This is a genomic window from Solirubrobacter deserti, assembly GCF_027587175.1.
GTDB classification, from domain to species: Bacteria; Actinomycetota; Thermoleophilia; order Solirubrobacterales; family Solirubrobacteraceae; genus Solirubrobacter; species Solirubrobacter deserti.
Window position 1 is genome coordinate 12,717 of sequence record NZ_JAPCID010000005.1, and the last position, 14,884, is coordinate 27,600.

17 protein-coding genes are annotated in these 14,884 nt (G+C 71.5%); 6 read left to right on the plus strand and 11 right to left on the minus strand.

Annotated features, from left to right (window positions below):
* Positions 1-37: 37 nt before the first annotated feature.
* The 6 genes from OJ962_RS03365 to OJ962_RS03385 are packed head-to-tail and all read right to left on the minus strand — an operon-like array spanning position 38 to position 3,979.
* Entirely contained in the window at positions 38-1,786 is a 1,749-nt protein-coding gene (locus OJ962_RS03365; protein ID WP_202952127.1) for a DUF1963 domain-containing protein, read from the minus strand.
* Positions 1,737-2,012 carry a PaaD-like zinc ribbon domain-containing protein gene (locus OJ962_RS34565; protein WP_456115349.1) on the minus strand — a complete coding sequence of 92 codons (276 nt, stop codon included), beginning with the start codon at positions 2,010-2,012 and terminating at the stop codon, positions 1,737-1,739. The genes OJ962_RS03365 and OJ962_RS34565 overlap by 50 nt, the downstream gene beginning before the upstream one ends.
* Positions 1,913-2,578: a Phenylacetic acid catabolic protein gene (locus tag OJ962_RS03370; RefSeq protein WP_202952129.1), complete on the minus strand. Its 666-nt coding sequence runs from the start codon at positions 2,576-2,578 to the stop codon at positions 1,913-1,915. The genes OJ962_RS34565 and OJ962_RS03370 overlap by 100 nt, the downstream gene beginning before the upstream one ends.
* Positions 2,575-2,754, minus strand: a complete 180-nt coding sequence (locus OJ962_RS03375; RefSeq protein WP_202952130.1) for a hypothetical protein — start codon at positions 2,752-2,754, stop codon at positions 2,575-2,577. The genes OJ962_RS03370 and OJ962_RS03375 overlap by 4 nt, the downstream gene beginning before the upstream one ends.
* Positions 2,751-3,062: a metal-sulfur cluster assembly factor gene (locus tag OJ962_RS03380; RefSeq protein ID WP_202952131.1), complete on the minus strand. Its 312-nt coding sequence runs from the start codon at positions 3,060-3,062 to the stop codon at positions 2,751-2,753. The genes OJ962_RS03375 and OJ962_RS03380 overlap by 4 nt, the downstream gene beginning before the upstream one ends.
* Complete coding sequence (locus tag OJ962_RS03385) at positions 3,059-3,979, minus strand: Phenylacetic acid catabolic protein (protein ID WP_270006180.1); 921 nt, start codon at positions 3,977-3,979, stop codon at positions 3,059-3,061. The genes OJ962_RS03380 and OJ962_RS03385 overlap by 4 nt, the downstream gene beginning before the upstream one ends.
* A 65-nt stretch (positions 3,980-4,044) precedes the next feature.
* On the opposite strand from OJ962_RS03385, the gene OJ962_RS03390 reads away from it, so the two are divergent.
* Genes OJ962_RS03390 through OJ962_RS03400 form a run of 3 tightly spaced genes read left to right on the plus strand, consistent with a single transcriptional unit; the run spans position 4,045 to position 7,701 of the window.
* A complete protein-coding gene (locus OJ962_RS03390; RefSeq protein WP_202952133.1) occupies positions 4,045-5,421 on the plus strand; it encodes an aldehyde dehydrogenase family protein in 1,377 nt (458 codons plus the stop codon).
* Between the two features lie 52 nt (positions 5,422-5,473).
* On the plus strand, positions 5,474-7,294 hold the full coding sequence (locus tag OJ962_RS03395; protein WP_202952134.1) for a feruloyl-CoA synthase: 1,821 nt from the start codon (positions 5,474-5,476) through the stop codon (positions 7,292-7,294).
* A gap of 2 nt (positions 7,295-7,296) precedes the next feature.
* Positions 7,297-7,701: a PaaI family thioesterase gene (locus tag OJ962_RS03400; protein WP_202952135.1), complete on the plus strand. Its 405-nt coding sequence runs from the start codon at positions 7,297-7,299 to the stop codon at positions 7,699-7,701.
* Here the strand turns inward: OJ962_RS03400 and OJ962_RS03405 are convergent.
* Positions 7,698-8,453, minus strand: coding sequence for an SDR family NAD(P)-dependent oxidoreductase (locus OJ962_RS03405; protein WP_202952136.1), 756 nt, complete (start codon positions 8,451-8,453; stop codon positions 7,698-7,700). The genes OJ962_RS03400 and OJ962_RS03405 overlap by 4 nt on opposite strands.
* A gap of 100 nt (positions 8,454-8,553) precedes the next feature.
* Between OJ962_RS03405 and OJ962_RS03410 the strand changes: the two genes are divergently transcribed.
* Entirely contained in the window at positions 8,554-8,982 is a 429-nt protein-coding gene (locus OJ962_RS03410) for a type II toxin-antitoxin system RatA family toxin (RefSeq protein ID WP_202952137.1), read from the plus strand.
* On the opposite strand, the gene OJ962_RS03415 is transcribed toward OJ962_RS03410, so the two are convergent.
* Together OJ962_RS03415 and OJ962_RS03420 are read right to left on the minus strand one after the other, a co-directional pair.
* Complete coding sequence (locus tag OJ962_RS03415) at positions 8,972-10,426, minus strand: FAD-dependent oxidoreductase (protein ID WP_202952138.1); 1,455 nt, start codon at positions 10,424-10,426, stop codon at positions 8,972-8,974. The two genes, OJ962_RS03410 and OJ962_RS03415, sit on opposite strands and share 11 nt — an antisense overlap.
* Positions 10,423-10,860, minus strand: coding sequence for an SRPBCC family protein (locus tag OJ962_RS03420; RefSeq protein WP_202952139.1), 438 nt, complete (start codon positions 10,858-10,860; stop codon positions 10,423-10,425). The genes OJ962_RS03415 and OJ962_RS03420 overlap by 4 nt, the downstream gene beginning before the upstream one ends.
* Positions 10,861-11,028: 168 nt before the next feature.
* On the opposite strand from OJ962_RS03420, the gene OJ962_RS03425 reads away from it, so the two are divergent.
* Positions 11,029-11,847, plus strand: a complete 819-nt coding sequence (locus tag OJ962_RS03425; RefSeq protein WP_202952140.1) for an FRG domain-containing protein — start codon at positions 11,029-11,031, stop codon at positions 11,845-11,847.
* 3 nt (positions 11,848-11,850) lie between these two features.
* Here the strand turns inward: OJ962_RS03425 and OJ962_RS03430 are convergent, their stop codons facing one another.
* Positions 11,851-13,059 (minus strand): HD domain-containing phosphohydrolase, encoded by a 1,209-nt coding sequence (locus OJ962_RS03430; RefSeq protein WP_407697486.1) that lies wholly within the window; start codon positions 13,057-13,059, stop codon positions 11,851-11,853.
* A gap of 173 nt (positions 13,060-13,232) precedes the next feature.
* Here OJ962_RS03430 and OJ962_RS03435 point away from each other — a divergent pair, with 173 nt between their 5' ends.
* Positions 13,233-13,868 carry a TetR/AcrR family transcriptional regulator gene (locus tag OJ962_RS03435; RefSeq protein ID WP_202952142.1) on the plus strand — a complete coding sequence of 212 codons (636 nt, stop codon included), beginning with the start codon at positions 13,233-13,235 and terminating at the stop codon, positions 13,866-13,868.
* Here OJ962_RS03435 and OJ962_RS03440 read toward each other — a convergent pair.
* Entirely contained in the window at positions 13,865-14,863 is a 999-nt protein-coding gene (locus OJ962_RS03440; RefSeq protein WP_202952143.1) for a sugar phosphate isomerase/epimerase family protein, read from the minus strand. The genes OJ962_RS03435 and OJ962_RS03440 overlap by 4 nt on opposite strands.
* Between the last annotated feature and the right edge of the window lie 21 nt (positions 14,864-14,884).

Here is a 14,884-nt window from a genome sequence, read left to right on the forward strand (position 1 = left end):
GCCGCGCTGCTGGACGCGACGCCCCCGCGCGACGGATTCAGCTGGAGCAGCCCACCGCCGTCACCTTCGACCAGTCCCCCGCGCTGAGCGCGGCGGGCGGGATCCGGAACTGGATCGAGCCGCCGTCGCCGTACATGAAGTTGAGCTCGTCGTCATCGTCGAGGTGCAGGAGCAGGACGGTGCCCGCCGGCTCGGGCGGGTCGCTCTGGATGCCCGTGTAGAGCCCGCCGAACCAGTGCCAGCCCTCCGGCCACTGGTCGATCATGCGGTCGCACAGCTCCGAGTACGCCTCGTCCTGGGCGTCGTCGAGGCCGAGCTCCTCACGGGCCGTGTACCAGCTCGGCAGCTGCAGCAGCGGCCGGAACGCGAGCGCGCGCGACCCGATGCACGGACCGTCGGCCACGACCGGCTCCGCGCACGCGAACACGCGGATCGTCGTGCCCGGGCGATTGTGGTCCATCCACTCGAACCGGTCGAGGTCGGCGAAGAACAGCAGCCAGCCCGTCCCGCGGCCGGCCTCGGTGAGGTCGATCGCGGCCAGGAACGTGTGCCCGTCCGGCCACGCCTCACCGGGCGGGAGCAGCGCGGGCGCGCCGAAGTGCGAACGCCCGTCGCCCGGCACGAGCGCGAGCCCTTCCTCGGCCACGTCGTACGCCAGCTGCGCGTCCAGCCCGCTCGCGTCGAGCAGCGCGGCCAGCGCGTCCCGGTCCGTCATCGCCGCCTGCACCGGCTCGACCGAAACCGGGCCGCCGAGCGCGCGCCGGAACGCGTCGACGTCGGCGCCGCCCGTGTGACCGCTGAGGGCGTCGGCACCGTGGCTCGCGTCGACCACGGCGAGCCGGCCCGCGCCCGGCTCCAGCCGCTTCGCGAGCCGCAGCTGCACCTCGGCCAGCATGTCCCACGCCTCCGGGTGCTGGACCGACAGCAGCGCGCACGCGCGCAGCGCGTCGGTGTCGAGCCGGTCCTTGACGGACAGCTCCGCGACCAGCCCGCGCTCGACGCCCTGCCACAGGTTGCGTGCGGCGGTGTCGCCACGCTGCGCACGCCACGCCGCACCCGCGAGGTACGCGGTCGGCGGCAGCGCCGGACCGCGGACAGGCGTTACGACGTGCAGCAGGAACGGGTCCTCGATCGCGCTCTCGGCGGCGGCGTCGCGGAACGCCCGGTCGAGCGCCTCCGTGAGCGGCTCGACGAGCGCGCGCGCCGCGTCAAGCCCCGGCCACACGAGCGGCCCCGTCGCCGTCCAGTGGACCTCGACCGGGAACAGGCGGGCCGCCGCCGTCAGCCCGGCCTCGAAATCCCCCTCGGCGTTCGCGTGGACCCGGCGCACCTGCTGCACCGTGCCGTCGCGTCCGGTGAACGCCCGCCGCGCGACGTCGGTCCCGCCACCCTCCCAGCGCACCGCCTCGTCCGCGCGCACCGCCACGTCGCCGTCCCAGGTGATGCGCTGCACGCTCTCGCGGCGCCCGGACAGGTCGACGCTCACGATCGCGTCACGGCGGATCAGCTGCACCCGCGGGCCGAGCGGGAGCTGCGCGCGCTCGAGTACGGACCCGTCGGCTCGCCACTCCCAGGCGAACGAGGAGCTGCCCGAGGTCGCCGCCACGGGCCGGCCTTGCGCGTCGAACCCGATCTCGCCCGGGTCGGCGGGGACCATGTCGTGCGCGACGATCGGCAACGGCAGCAGCGCGGGATCGAACGGCCGCGTCGTGGCCACGGGTAACGGCGCGCCCGGCTCAGCGGCGTACTGCCGTCGGACCTCCTCCAGGTCCTGGTCCCAGCTCATCGTCGTAGTCCTCCCTGACCGCCTCGAAGTAGGAGGCGCAAGTTCTACACCGCCACTGGGCCGTGATGATCTGCCCGCCCCACTGGGCGACGCGTTCGACGTCGGCCGAGTCGCAGAACGGGCAGGTCACGCTTGCCACCGGCGGCGGTCGGCGTCCCAGCCTTCCCAGGTCAGCTCGGGCAGCTCGATGGCCACGCCCTCGGCGGCCAGCAGGTCGACCAGCCACGCACGCACCAGCTCGCGCTGCGCGGGGCCGTCGCGCGTGACCTCGCCGGTCTGCAGCGCGGCCGTGAGCTCGGCGTCGTCGTCCGGGCCGAGCCAGCGCCCGGCGTGCTCCCACGTCTCCCGCAGCCGTGCGACGAACGCGTCCCGGTCCTCGCCGCGGCACAGGCGTCGTGCCCACGCCTCGCCGTGCGCGCGGTGTGAGCCCTCCTCCTGCAGGATCTTGCGGGCGCGCGCGGCCATCGGCTCCAGCGAGGAGTCCACGCACGAGGCGACGAACGTCGTCAGCACGCCGTCCACGAGCAGGTTCGCGGCGATGAACGCGTTCCAGTCGGGCAGCTCGTCGTCGAGCAGCGCGAGCCGCTTGTCGCCCCCGAAGCCGTCCTCGTTGGCGTCCACGCCCAACCCCTTCAGCACGGGGTACGTCGAGCGCGAGTGGCCGAGCTCGTCCTGCGCCATCGCGGCCGCCGCGACCGCGCTCTCGAGCGTCGGGGCGCTCACCGCCCACTCCGCGTAGCGCCGGCCCAGCGCCGCCTTGTTGTCGGCCAGCGAGGCCACCAGCGTCTTCATGGCTTGATCGCCTCCCGGATCGCCTCGCGCGGCACGATGATCATGTGGATCCACGGCTGCTCGTCGTAGATCGAGCGCGCCGACACGAGCGCGAGGTCCTCGTCGGACTCGGTCACGGTCCCCACGTGGTGCAGCGGGTCCTCGTAGGCCTTGCGGGCGAAGACCTCCCAGATCACGCGACGATCCCCAGCTCGCGCATGCGCCCGCGGGCCTCCTCGCGGATCATCTTGCGCGTCCACACCGGGTTCCAGACGACCTCGATGTCGACTCGCTCCACGTCCGGCTCCCGCAGCAGGCGCTCGCGGATGTCGTCCTGGATGAAGTCCATCGCGGGGCAGCCCATCGCGGTGAACGTGAGCTTGAGGTCCACGACGCCGGCGTCATAGGAGATCGCCACGATCAGGCCCATGTGCACGACCGAGATCGGGATCTCCGGATCCTCGACCTCCGTCAGTGCCTCCCACAGCCGGGCCTCGACCGTCATCCCCGGTAGCCCTTCTGCAGCCTGGCGACGTACGTCTCGTTCATCGGCCCGCGCGCCTTCCAGCGCACGAGCACGTCGTCCCAGGAGATCTCCGTGCCGCCCCAGGCCTTCTTCTCGGAGTCGAACTGCTGCGGGAACGGGCAGTCGATGACGTAGCGCTGCGTCTGTTCGTCGAAGTGGGCCGGGACGTGCAGCCCGACCTCCTCCACGAACGGCACGACGTGCCCCATCCAGTCCTGACGCAGCTCGTCGTTGGACTTGCCCTTGAAGCCGTACTCGAGCTGGATGCCGTGCTTCTTGCGCTCGTCCGGCAGCCCGAACCACTCGAGCGTGAGGATGAACATCCAGTCCAGCGACGCCTGCAGCTTGACCTTGTGGTCCGGGTCGGCGGCGAACTTCTTCACCCACGTCCGCCCGTGGCGCAGGTGGAACGTCTCCTCCTTGTCCACCTTGGCCAGCGCGCGCTTCCACGGCCCGAACGTGGAGGACTGGTGCACGTCGCTCAACAACACGAACCCGGCCTGGTCGTACAGCGCGTTGGCCAGCACGAGCTCGTACCAGGAGTCCAGCGGGACGTCGAACGCGTACGGGTACTTGAAGGCGTTCGGCTCGCGCTCGTAGATCAGCGCCGGCATGTCCACGCCGAGGTCGCCGAGCAGGCGGTAGCCGATGTGCGCGTGCGCGAGCTCGTCCTGGATGATCGAGACCGCCGAGCCGAAGTTGTTCAGCGCGGGCGCGTGCGCGGCCGCGCGCAGGTAGGCCGGGGCGGACACGAGCTCGGTGTCGGCCGACACGGTGAGGATCCGGCGGATGCCCTTCAGGTACTCGGGCGACATGTGCTGCAGCCCTTCGACCAGCTTGCCGGCGGCGAGATGCGCGCGCACCTCGTCCTCGGTTCGTGGCGCCAGCTCCTCCACGGCTCCTCCAACGTGAGACATCATGTTGACGGGCGAGAGCGTATCGTCTAACTTGAGCCGGGTCAATGACCAGTCTCGAAATCGTCAACCCCGGAACGGGTGAGCCGGTCGCGTCCGTCCCGGCCGCCACCCCCGAGGACGTCGACCGCGCGGTGCGGGCCGCGCACACGGCGCAGCGCGAGTGGGGTCGGCTGGCGTACGGCGAACGCGGGAAGCACCTGCACGCGCTGGCGCAGACGTTCGAGGCGCACGTCGACGAACTCGTCCCGATCCTCGTCGCCGAGCAGGGCAAGACGATCCGTGAGGCCAAGATCGAGCTGCACAAGGCCGCGGACACGCTCGAGCACTACGCGGGCCTCTCCCGTCAGGTGCGCGCGGTCTCGATCCACAACGTGGACTCCGGTGTCGACGCGCGCGTCCTGCGCCGTCCACTCGGCGTCGTGGCCGCGATCGTCCCGTGGAACTTCCCGACGACGCTGCTGTGCAACAAGCTCGGCCCCGCGCTGCTGTGCGGCAACACGGTCGTGGCCAAGCCCGCCGACAGCACCCCGCTGACGACGCTGCGTCTACAGGAGCTGTTCGCCGAGGCGGGCCTGCCCGAGGGTGTCTTCCAGGTGCTGCCGGGGACGGGAGCCGTGACCGGCGAGGCGCTCGTCACGCACCCGCTCGTGCGCAAGGTCGCCTTCACCGGCTCGACGCCCGTGGGGGAGCGGGTGAGCGCGCTGGCGGCGGTCGGCTCCAAGCGCGTCACGCTCGAGCTGGGCGGAAGCGACCCGATGATCATCTGCGACGACGCCGACCTCAAGGCCGCCGCGTCCGCCGCCGCCATGGGCCGCTTCTACAACTGCGGGCAGGCGTGCCTGGCGATCAAGCGCCTGTACGTGTTCGAGGCCGTGGCGGACGAGATCATCGAGGCGGTCGCGGCCAAGGCCAAGCGGCTGCGGCTCGGCGTGGGGGACGACCCGAACGCGCAGATGGGGCCGCTCCACAGCTTCAAGCAGCGCGACCAGCTCGAGCGCCAGATCGCCGAAAGCGGGGGAGAGATCGTCGCGGGCGGCGGGCGGCCGGACGGCCTGGACTCGGGGTGGTTCCACGAGCCCACCGTGGTGGTGGAGCCGGGCAAGGACTCGCCGATGGCCGTCGAGGAGGTGTTCGGCCCCGCGCTCCCGATCTGGCGGGTGCGCGACATGGACGAGGCGATCGAGCTGGCCAACGCGTCGCCCTTCGGACTCGGGTCCAGCGTGTGGACGAGCGACCTCAACCGCGCCGAGCGAGCCGCGGCGGAGCTCGACTGTGGCTACACGTGGATCAACTCGCGCACGAAGGTCTACGACGAGCTGCCGTTCGGCGGGCTCAAGGCCTCGGGCTACGGGAAGGAGCACGGCTCGGAGGCGCTCGACTACTACACCGACCAGAAATCGGTAGTGGTTCGACGGGCCTGAGGGCACGCGGGCTGTATGTTCGGCCCTGAGGTAGGAAACAGGAGGGAGAGAGATGACGATCGTCCAGCCGGCGCTCGCCCCGCCGCGGATCAAGACCCGCACCGAACCCGACGGCAGCCTCGTCCTGCGGTCGGAGATCGAGCTCGAGCCGTCCGAGGCCAGCCTGGGACTGCTGCTGCGGCACTGGGCGCGTGAGGCCCCTGACCGCGTATTCCTCGCTGAACGCGGGCCGGACGGCGAGTGGATCGAGCTGACGTGGGGCGAGGCCGGCCGCAAGGCCAACGGTGTGGCCCAGGCGCTGCTCGACCGCGACCTCGGTCCTACGCGGCCGCTCATGATCCTGTCCGGCAACGGGATCGACCACGCGCTGCTGACCTTGGGCGCGTTCCTGGCCGGCGTGCCGGTCGTGCCCGTCTCGCCGGCGTACTCGTTGATGAGCCAGGACTTCGGCAAGGTCAAGCACATCGCGGCGCTGGTGAAGCCGGGGCTCGTGTACGCGGCCGCCGCCGGGCCGTTCGAGGGCGTGTTGAGCGCGGTCGACTTCGGCGGGGCCGAGCTCGTGCTCGCGGGCGGGAACGGTGCGACGCATTTCTCCGACCTCGTCGAGACGGCGCCGACGATGGCCGTCGAGGACGCGCTGCGCGCGGTCGGGCCCGACAGCGTGGCCAAGATCCTGTTCACGTCGGGCTCGACGGCGATGCCCAAGGGCGTGATCAACACGCACGGGATGTTGTGCGCCAACCAGCAGTCGCTGGCGCAGATCTGGCCCTTCACGCGCGACACGCCGCCCGTGCTCGTGGACTGGCTGCCGTGGAACCACACGTTCGGCGGCAACCACAACTTCAACCTCATCCTCAAGCGCGGCGGGACGCTCTACATCGACGCCGGCCGCCCGGCGCCGCCGCTGATCCCGATCACGGTCAAGAACCTCACGGAGATCGCGCCGACGATCTACTTCAACGTGCCCGCGGGCTACGGCGCGCTGCTGCCGTTCCTGGAGCGCGACGAGGCGTTGCGCGCGAAGTTCTTCGAGCGCCTGGACCTGATCTTCTACGCCGCCGCTGCGCTGCCGCAGGACCTGTGGACGCGGCTCGAGAATGTCGCGCGCGAGGCCCGCGGCGAGCCGGTGATGATGACCTCGTCGTGGGGGCTGACCGAGACGTCGCCGCTGGCGACCGCGGCGCACTTCCCGATCGACCGCGCGGGCGTGATCGGCGTGCCGGTGCCGGGCGTCGAGATCAAGCTCACGCCGGTCGAGGACAAGCTCGAGATGCGCGTGAAGGGCCCGAACGTCACGCCGGGCTACCTTGGGCAGCCGGACCTGACCGCGAAGGCGTTCGACGCGGACGGCTGGTACCGCACCGGCGACGCGGGCAAGCTCGAGGACCCTGAGGACGCGAACAAGGGGCTCGTGTTCGACGGGCGCGTGGTCGAGGACTTCAAGCTGATGACGGGCACGTTCGTGTCGGTCGGCAACCTGCGCGTGAAGGCGCTGGCGGCCGCTTCGCCGCTGCTGATGGACGCGGTCGTGTGCGGCGAGGGACGCGACTACGTCGGGCTGCTGGCGTGGCTGAACCTGGGTGCCGCGCGCGAGATCGCGGGGCAGCCCGACGGCGAGCTCGAGGCGCTGGTCGAGTCCGAGCGCGTCCACGCGTTCGTGCGCGAGCGGATGCAGGCCTACAACGCCGAGCACCCGGGGTCCTCGACTCGGGTGCAGCGCGTCGTGCTGCTGGCCGAGCCGCCGTCGCTGGACGCCAACGAGATCACCGACAAGGGCTACGTCAACCAGCGCGCCGCGCTGCAGCGCCGCCACGCGTTCGTGGACGGGCTGTTCGCCGAGAAGCCGACGGCCGAGGTGATCGTCTGCCCGTAGGCATGCCGCCCGTCGGCGGTGAACAGGTCGCCGAGGAGGACTGCCTCGACGGCGTCCTCGGCTTCCAGGTGGTGTCGATCGGCGACGGGGAGGCGGTGGCCCGCTTCCCGGTCGCCGACCGCGTGCGCCAGCGCTTCGGGCTCGTCCACGGCGGCGCCTACGCGGCGCTGGCGGAGATGATCGCGACCGAGGCGACGGTCGCGATCGTCCACCCGGACGGGTTCGCCGCGATGGGGTCGTCCAACGACACGAGCTTCCTCAAGCCCGCGCGCGGTGAGTGGATCACCGCGCGCGCCCGCGCCCGCCACCGGGGGCGCACGACGTGGGTGTGGGAGGTCGACCACACCGACGGCGAGGACCGGCTCGTGGCGGTGAGCCGCGTGACCATCGCGGTGCGGCCCCGCTAGCGCGGCTTGGTCAGCAGGCCGCTCACGCGCGCCGTCACGGCATCCGGAAGGAACCGGCTCACGAGGTGGGTCGCCTTGGTCAGCGTCGAAGCCGCGACGACCGTCTCGCGCCCCGCCATCAGCGCCTCGAACGCCTGCTGGGCCACCTCGGACGGCTCGTCCTTGGGCATGTCGCCCCCGAGGATCGTCGTCTCCTGGCCGGCCTTGGCGAAGATCGGCGTGTCGGTGGCGCCCGGCTCGAGCACGGTCACGGACACCCCGTGGTCGCGCAGCTCGTGGCGGAGGCTGATCCCGAACGAGCGCGCGAACGCCTTGCTCGCGTTGTAGGCCGCCTGGTGTGGACCGGGGAAGGCTTCGACGATCGAGGCCGTGATCAGCACGCGTCCGCGCCCCGCGGCCGCCATCTCGGCGGTCAGCAGGCGGGCGAGGTGCACGAGCGAGCGGCAGTTGAGATCGACGAGCTCGAGCTCGCGGTCGAGATCGTCGCTGCGGGCCGTGATGCCGGCGTTGAGTGCGAGCGCCGTGACGTGCCGGTGGCGCACGCGCGCGTGCAGTTCCTCGACGCCCGCAGGCGTAGCGAGATCGACCTGCACGCCCTCGGCACCGAGCGCGTCGGCGACGGCGCGCAGGCCGTCGTCCTCGGCCGCCACCACGAGCTCGAACCCGTGGCGCGAGAACTCCCTTGCCAGCTCCAACCCGATACCGCTCGAGGCGCCGGTCACGACCGCCAGCGGGCGGTGTGGTTCCGTCATATGAACCGCGTTACCCATTTGCTGCACGTATGTGACTCGACCGTCGTCGGGTAGGGCCTCAACCAATGTCGCGTGTGATCGAGTCGGGAGCGGGGCACTGATGTACGGCGACTGCCGGACCGAGGAGATCGACGCGCCGCCGCAGGCGTGCTTCGACGCGCTCACGGATTTCGAGGCGCTGCCGACGTGGCAGGGCGCTGTGAAGTCGGTGCGCGTGCTCGAGCGGGACGCGACCGGGAGGGCCCGCGTGGTCGAGTTCGAGGTCGACGCGAAGGTCAAGCGCGTCAAGTACCGGCTGCGCCAGGTCTACGACGAGCCGCACCGGATCGGCTCGGAGTACGCAGGCGGCGACTTCCGCGACATGACCGGTGAGTGGCGCTTCGTCGACCTCGGCGACGGCCGCACCCGCGCCGAGCTCGACCTCAACATCGACCCGGGCCGCTTCGTGCCCGGCCCGATCCGATCCGCGATCGCCGACGCGGTCATGCGCCGGTCGCTCGCGGACCTCAAGCGCCACCTCAGTCGCTGAGCGGCTTGGTCTCCAGGCGGTGGACGGCCGGACCCTGCAGGACGGTGCCGTCGACCGCGTAGCGCGAGCCGTGGCACGGGCAGTCCCACGACGTCTCGGCGGTGTTGAAGTTGACCTGGCAGCCGAGGTGGGTGCACACGGGGGAGACGGCGTAGAGCTTGCCTTCGGGGTCGCGGTAGCCGGCGACGCGCTCGCCGTTGTGGCGCACGATGTCGCCCTCGCCCGGAGCCAGCGACTCGAGCGGGCGCCGGCCCCGGTGCCGGACGCGGTCGGCGACGAAGCGCGCGCCGGTCACCGCGTTGTCCTTGATCAGCCTTGGGCCGCCGACGCGCACGTTGAAGCGGTTCGGGTCGAAGAGCGCGGCGTAGGGGTTCTCGCGCCCGAGCACGAGATCGGCGAGCAGCTGCGCGGCCGCGGTCCCGCCCGTCATGCCCCACTTGGCGAAGCCGGTGGCCATCAGCACGCGCTCCTCGAACGGGGTCATGTGGCCGACGAACGGCAGGCCGTCGATGGTCACGTTGTCCTGCGAGGACCAGCGGTGGTCGACGGACCGCACGCGCCAGTGCTCGCGCGCGAACGCCTCCAGCGCGGCGTAGCGCTCTTCGGTGTCCCCACCCGTGCCGGTGCGGTGGCCCTCGCCGCCGACCAGCAGCTTGTCGTCGACGACGCGCACGGAGCGGGTCGGCGAGTCACCCGAGATGAATATGCCGTCGGGCAGCTCGCCCTCGATGTCGCACACGATCGCGTACGAGCGCATCGGGTGCGCGCGCGCGAACGCGAGCGAGCGATCCGGGAACGGGAAGTGGGTCGCGACGATCGTGTGCTCGGCGCTGATGTTGCCGCCGGGCGTGCGCACGAACTCGCCGACCTGGATCGCGTGCGTGTGCTCGTAGACCTCGGGCAGGTCGCGCACGAGCCCGTACAGGTACTTGAGCGGGTGGAACTCGGCCTGGTCGTCGAAGCGCACCGCGGCGGCGACCGGGAGCGGCAGCGGGACCTCGCTCACGAGGGTCGCGGGCAGGCCCGCACCGGCTGCGGCCCGCGTCTCGTCGATCACCTTCTGGCGCTCGGAGTCGGAGGTCACGTACGCGTAGGACGCGCGGCGCCGGAAGTCGGAGTGCTCGCCGGCGTGCGCGGCGACCCACTCCAGCGCGGCCTCGTTCGCGCCCCCGTACGCGGCCGCCGCCTGCGGCCCGTGCTGGTCGCGCAGCTGCGCGTAGATCAACCCGTGCTGGGAGGAGACCTTGGCCGTGGTGTGCCCGGTCACGCCGTGCCCGACCCGGTTGGCGTCGATCAGCACGACCCGCGCGCCCGCCTCCTGCAGCAGCCACGCGGCCGTGACGCCGACGATGCCGCCGCCGATGACCGCGACGTCCGCGCTGACGTCGCCATCCAGGCGCCCGAACGACGGCGCCGGCTCCTCGAGCCAGATCGAGCCCTTCATTCGGCCTCCCGCAGCGCGAGGTCCTCGAGCCGCATCAGCGTCTCCGCGTTGCGCACGCGCGTCGCGAGCTGCACCAGCGGGATGTACTTGAGGGGGGTGTAGATCTGATCCGGGTCCTCGATGATCCGCACGCGCGTGCCGCCGTCCACCGGCTCCAGCTCCAGCTCGATCGACGCGGTGCCGAGCGGCCGCCCCTTCGCCCGCAGCTTCAGCCGCCGCCCCGGCTCAGCCTCCAGGACCTCGGTGTGGTCGCTGAGCGTCAGCGGACCGAAACCGATCGTGTGGTGCAGCTTGGTCCCGACCGCCGGGAAGTCGGCGTCGGCGTCACGGATGTACTTCGAGCCCACGACCCAATAGCCGTAGGACCCGGCCCGGGCCAGCACCGCCCAGACGGCCGCGGGCGGAACCGGCATGAAGCGCTCGTTCTTGGCCACGAGACCTCACTCCCCCCTCACGCGCGACACGAACCTCGCCGTCACCGACGTGACGCCGCGTCCGCGCCAGCTCGCGCGCCCGGGCAGCACCCAGGCATGGCCGACGATCACCCGACACGCATGCGCGCGCTCGCGCGAACGAGCGGCCGCGGCGAGTAGGTTTGCAGCGTGGAACGGATCACGTCCTGGCGCGAGTTCGACGACGCGGTGGCGGCGGCGGCGTCGGCCGGGTCCGACGAGCGGGTGCACTCCTCGCTGGTGTTCCGGGGGTTGGCGCGCTCGCGCTATTCGAACCTCCCGAGCCTCGCCCGCCTGGGTGAGAACTCCGCCCGCCTCGAGCGGCACCTGATCCGCAACTTCCGCAAGTACGCGCACCGCGAGCGGCCCGGTCCGACGCTGTGGGACTGGTTGTCGCTCGCCCAGCACCACGGGCTGCCGACGCGGCTGCTGGACTGGACGTTCTCACCGTTCGTGGCCGCGCACTTCGCCACCGCCTCGCACCCCGAGGAGGACGGCGTCGTGTGGGCCGTGGACTGCGCGGCGGCCCACGAACGGCTGCCGGTGCCGCTGCAGTCCGCGCTGCACCAAGAAGGCGCGACGGTCTTCACCACCGAGCTGCTGGCCGCGCACGCCCCGACGCTCGACGCGCTCGACCACTTCAACGAGACCGAGCCGTTCGTGCTCTTCTTCGAGCCGCCTTCGCTGGACGACCGGATCGTCAACCAGTCCGCGGTGCTGTCGACGATGTCTGACCCGTGCAGCGGCATGGACGAGTGGCTGGACGCCAACGAGGACCTCCACCACGCGTGGCGGCTGACGCCCGAGGCGAAGGCCGACATCCGTGAGCGCCTGGATCAGGCCAACATCACCGAGCGCGTGCTGATGCCCGGCCTCGACGGCCTGGCCGCGTGGCTGCGCCGCTACTACGGCCCGTCCCTGCGCACGTCGTCCGACGGCCAGGAAGAGGGCGCCGCGATGGCCGGGTGAGAACTAGTCGCGCGCCTGCAGCAGGGCCTGCTGCAGGGAGGTGAACAGCCGCCGCGTCGAGGCGATCTCGTTGCGGTTCGCGCCGGCCTGGACCAGCGTGCGCACCGACACCTGGCCGAAGCGCTCCAGGAACGCGTGCCGCTCGAGCAGGCTGGCCGCGTGCGACTGGGCGCGCCGCATCAGCGCGTCCGACGCTTGCAGCACGGGCGTGTAACGGCCGGTTTCGCAGCTCGCCTCGAGCGTGTCCAGCCACTCCTCCAGGTCGCTCTTGGCGCCCTCGGACGAGAACCAGCCGGGCGGGCCCTCGCGATACACGGCCGCGGCCGCGGCGGCGGCCATCTTGCTCCCGTGCGCGCTCACCTGCTGGCGCAGCACCGGCAGCGGCTCTTGGGGCGGATCGACCGGGCGCACGTTCGGGCGCACGCCCCGCTCGGCCGCGAGCTTGCGGACGGCCTCGATCGGGAAGCGCCGGTGCCCGCCTGCCGTGCGCACGACGGTGATGCGCCCCTCGTCGGCCCAGCGCCGAAGCCGCGAAGGAGAGATGGCGAGCGTCGCCGCGGCCGCCTGCAGCGTCATCGGCGCGCCGTCGACGAGCGGCGCGGGCTCGGGGCGTCCGGTGGCCGGGCTCGGGAACTCCTCGAGGATCGCGACGACCTCGTCCAGCCGCTCGAGCAACGCGTCCACGACGGCCGGGTCGAGCTGGTGACCGCGCTCGTCGCGCAGGATCTCCGCCGCCGCGTCGACCGTACCCGCCGGGCGGTACGGACGGTCGGTGGTGAGCGCGTCGAAGGTGTCGGCGACCGCGACGACCCGTGCTGCGAGCGGGATCTCCTCGCCCGCCAGGCTGCGTGGGTAGCCCTTGCCGTCCCAGCGCTCGTGGTGCGCCAGGGCGATCTCGGCCGCGGTCTCCAGCGGCTCCACGCCGGCGCCGGCGAGCAGCGCGCAGCCCAGCTCCGCGTGCTCCTCCATCTCCCGCCGCTCGTCGGCGGTGAGCGAGCCCGGCTTGTTGACGATCGCGTCCGGCACGCCGGCCATCCCGACGTCGTGCAGGCGGCTGGCGACCCGCAGCACATCCACGTCCAGGTCAAGCGCTTCGGCCAGAAGCGCGCTGTACGCGCTCACGCGCTGCAAGTGCGAGCTGCTCGCCATGCTGCGAGCCGTCAACGTACTCCTCGTGTCGGTGGGCTGTCGGGGGGTGTAGAGGTCAGGCATTTCAGCGCGGTCATCGCTTCGGTACCGGGAGGATAGAACGCTGCACCGGGTCGCAAAGTTGCAGTAGCTCGCAAACTTGCGTCGAATTGCGCTCACCGGGTAATATCCGGACTGTGTCGTCCCCCGGGCTACGTGAGCGAAAGAAGGACCGGACACGCGCCACCATCACCCGCGTGGCGCTCGAGCTCTTCGCGCGTGACGGCTTCCACGCCACGACGATTCCCGACATCGCGGAGGCGGCGGACGTTGCGCCGCGCACGGTTTCGACGTATTTCCCGAGCAAAGAGGGGATCGTGTTCGAGGAGTACGAGACAGCAATCGAACGGTTCAGGAGGCGTTTGAGTCAGCGCGCGGACACCGAGCGGGTGCTCGACGTGCTCCGCTCCTGGCTGCACGACGAAGAACAGACCCAGCACGGCCCGACGCGCGGCCTCGTGCTGCGTCCCGATCAGGACGGCGACGACTTTGCGCGCCTGCGGGAGACGGCGATCGCCGCCGATCCCGACCTGTGGGCGCTGCAGCGGCGGTACCTGCTGCCGATGGTCCGGCTCGTGGCCGAGGGCGTCGCCGCCGACCTCGGCGTCGACCCCCAGTCCTTGCAGGCGCAGGTGGCGGGGGAGAGCGCCGTCGCGGTGCTGCTCGCCGTCAACGCCCGCGCGGCGCGCAACGGCTCCGCGGCCACGGCGGAGTTCGAGGTCGCGTCCGAGTTCCTGCGCGCCGGCCTCGACACGGTCAGACCTAGAGACGCCCACCGGCGGCGCGGGGAAGGGGCGATGTCCGCCGCACATCGCCCCCCAATGGAGGCTTAACGGCGTTCGAACGCCGCGTCGAACGCGACGTCTGACGGCGCGAAGTCCGTCCGGCGCACGAACGCGAGCGCGTCCGGCGCGCCCCAGTCGCGGTCCATGCCCGAGTCCTCCCACTCGATCGAGAGCGGGCCCTGGTAGCCGATCCGGTTCAGGGTGCGGAACAGCGCCTCGAAGTCGACGTCGCCGTGGCCGGGGGAGACGAAGTCCCAGCCGCGCGCCTCCTCGCCGAAGTTCAGGTGGCCGCCGAGGATCGAGCGGCGCCCGTCCAGGCGCTTGATCGAGTCCTTGACGTGCACGTGGTAGATCCGGTCGGCGAACTCGGTGACGAACGCCGAGCTGTCGAGGAATTGGTGCGCGAAGTGGCTCGGATCGAAGTTGATCCCGAAGCCGGGGCGGTTGTCGAGCGCGTCCAGCGTCTTGCGGGTGGTGACGAAGTCGTACGCGATCTCGGTCGGATGGACCTCGAGCGCGAAGCGGACGCCCTCGGCGTCGAAGACGTCGATGATCGGCGCCCACTGCTCGGCGAACTGCTCGTAGCCGCGCTCGATCTCGGCGAAGTCGTTGGGCGGGAACGAGTAGAGCATGTGCCAGATCGGCGAGCCGGTGAAGCCCGTGACGACGTCCACGCCCAGCTTGGCCGCGGCCCGCGCGGTGTCCTTCATCTTCTCGGCGGCGCGCTGCTGCACGCCCTTGGGGTCGCCGTCGCCCCAGACGTCCGGCGGCACGACGGCCTGGTGGCGGCTGTCGATCGGGTCGCTGACCGCCTGCCCGAGGAGGTGATTGGCGATCGCCCACACGTTGAGGCCGTTGCGCTCGAGGATCTCGCGCCGGCCCTTGACGTAGCTGTCGTCGGCGAGCGCCTGGTCGACGTCGAAGTGGTCGCCCCAGCAGGCGATCTCGATGCCGTCGAAGCCCCAGTTGCCCAGCTTCTTTGCGAGCGTCTCGAACGGCAGATCGGCCCACTGGCCGCTGATCAGAGTGACGGGTCTAGCCATGTGGGGCGCAAGGATATGGCC

Coding starts and splice junctions, on each gene's coding strand:
- OJ962_RS03365 (WP_202952127.1), bottom strand. CDS start 1,786: ATGAGCTGGGACCAGGACCTGGAGGAGGTCCGACGGCAGTACGCCGCT.
- OJ962_RS03370 (WP_202952129.1), bottom strand. CDS start 2,578: ATGAAGACGCTGGTGGCCTCGCTGGCCGACAACAAGGCGGCGCTGGGC.
- OJ962_RS03380 (WP_202952131.1), bottom strand. CDS start 3,062: ATGACGGTCGAGGCCCGGCTGTGGGAGGCACTGACGGAGGTCGAGGAT.
- OJ962_RS03390 (WP_202952133.1), top strand. CDS start 4,045: ATGACCAGTCTCGAAATCGTCAACCCCGGAACGGGTGAGCCGGTCGCG.
- OJ962_RS03395 (WP_202952134.1), top strand. CDS start 5,474: ATGACGATCGTCCAGCCGGCGCTCGCCCCGCCGCGGATCAAGACCCGC.
- OJ962_RS03400 (WP_202952135.1), top strand. CDS start 7,297: ATGCCGCCCGTCGGCGGTGAACAGGTCGCCGAGGAGGACTGCCTCGAC.
- OJ962_RS03405 (WP_202952136.1), bottom strand. CDS start 8,453: ATGACGGAACCACACCGCCCGCTGGCGGTCGTGACCGGCGCCTCGAGC.
- OJ962_RS03410 (WP_202952137.1), top strand. CDS start 8,554: ATGTACGGCGACTGCCGGACCGAGGAGATCGACGCGCCGCCGCAGGCG.
- OJ962_RS03415 (WP_202952138.1), bottom strand. CDS start 10,426: ATGAAGGGCTCGATCTGGCTCGAGGAGCCGGCGCCGTCGTTCGGGCGC.
- OJ962_RS03430 (WP_407697486.1), bottom strand. CDS start 13,059: ATGCCTGACCTCTACACCCCCCGACAGCCCACCGACACGAGGAGTACG.
- OJ962_RS03440 (WP_202952143.1), bottom strand. CDS start 14,863: ATGGCTAGACCCGTCACTCTGATCAGCGGCCAGTGGGCCGATCTGCCG.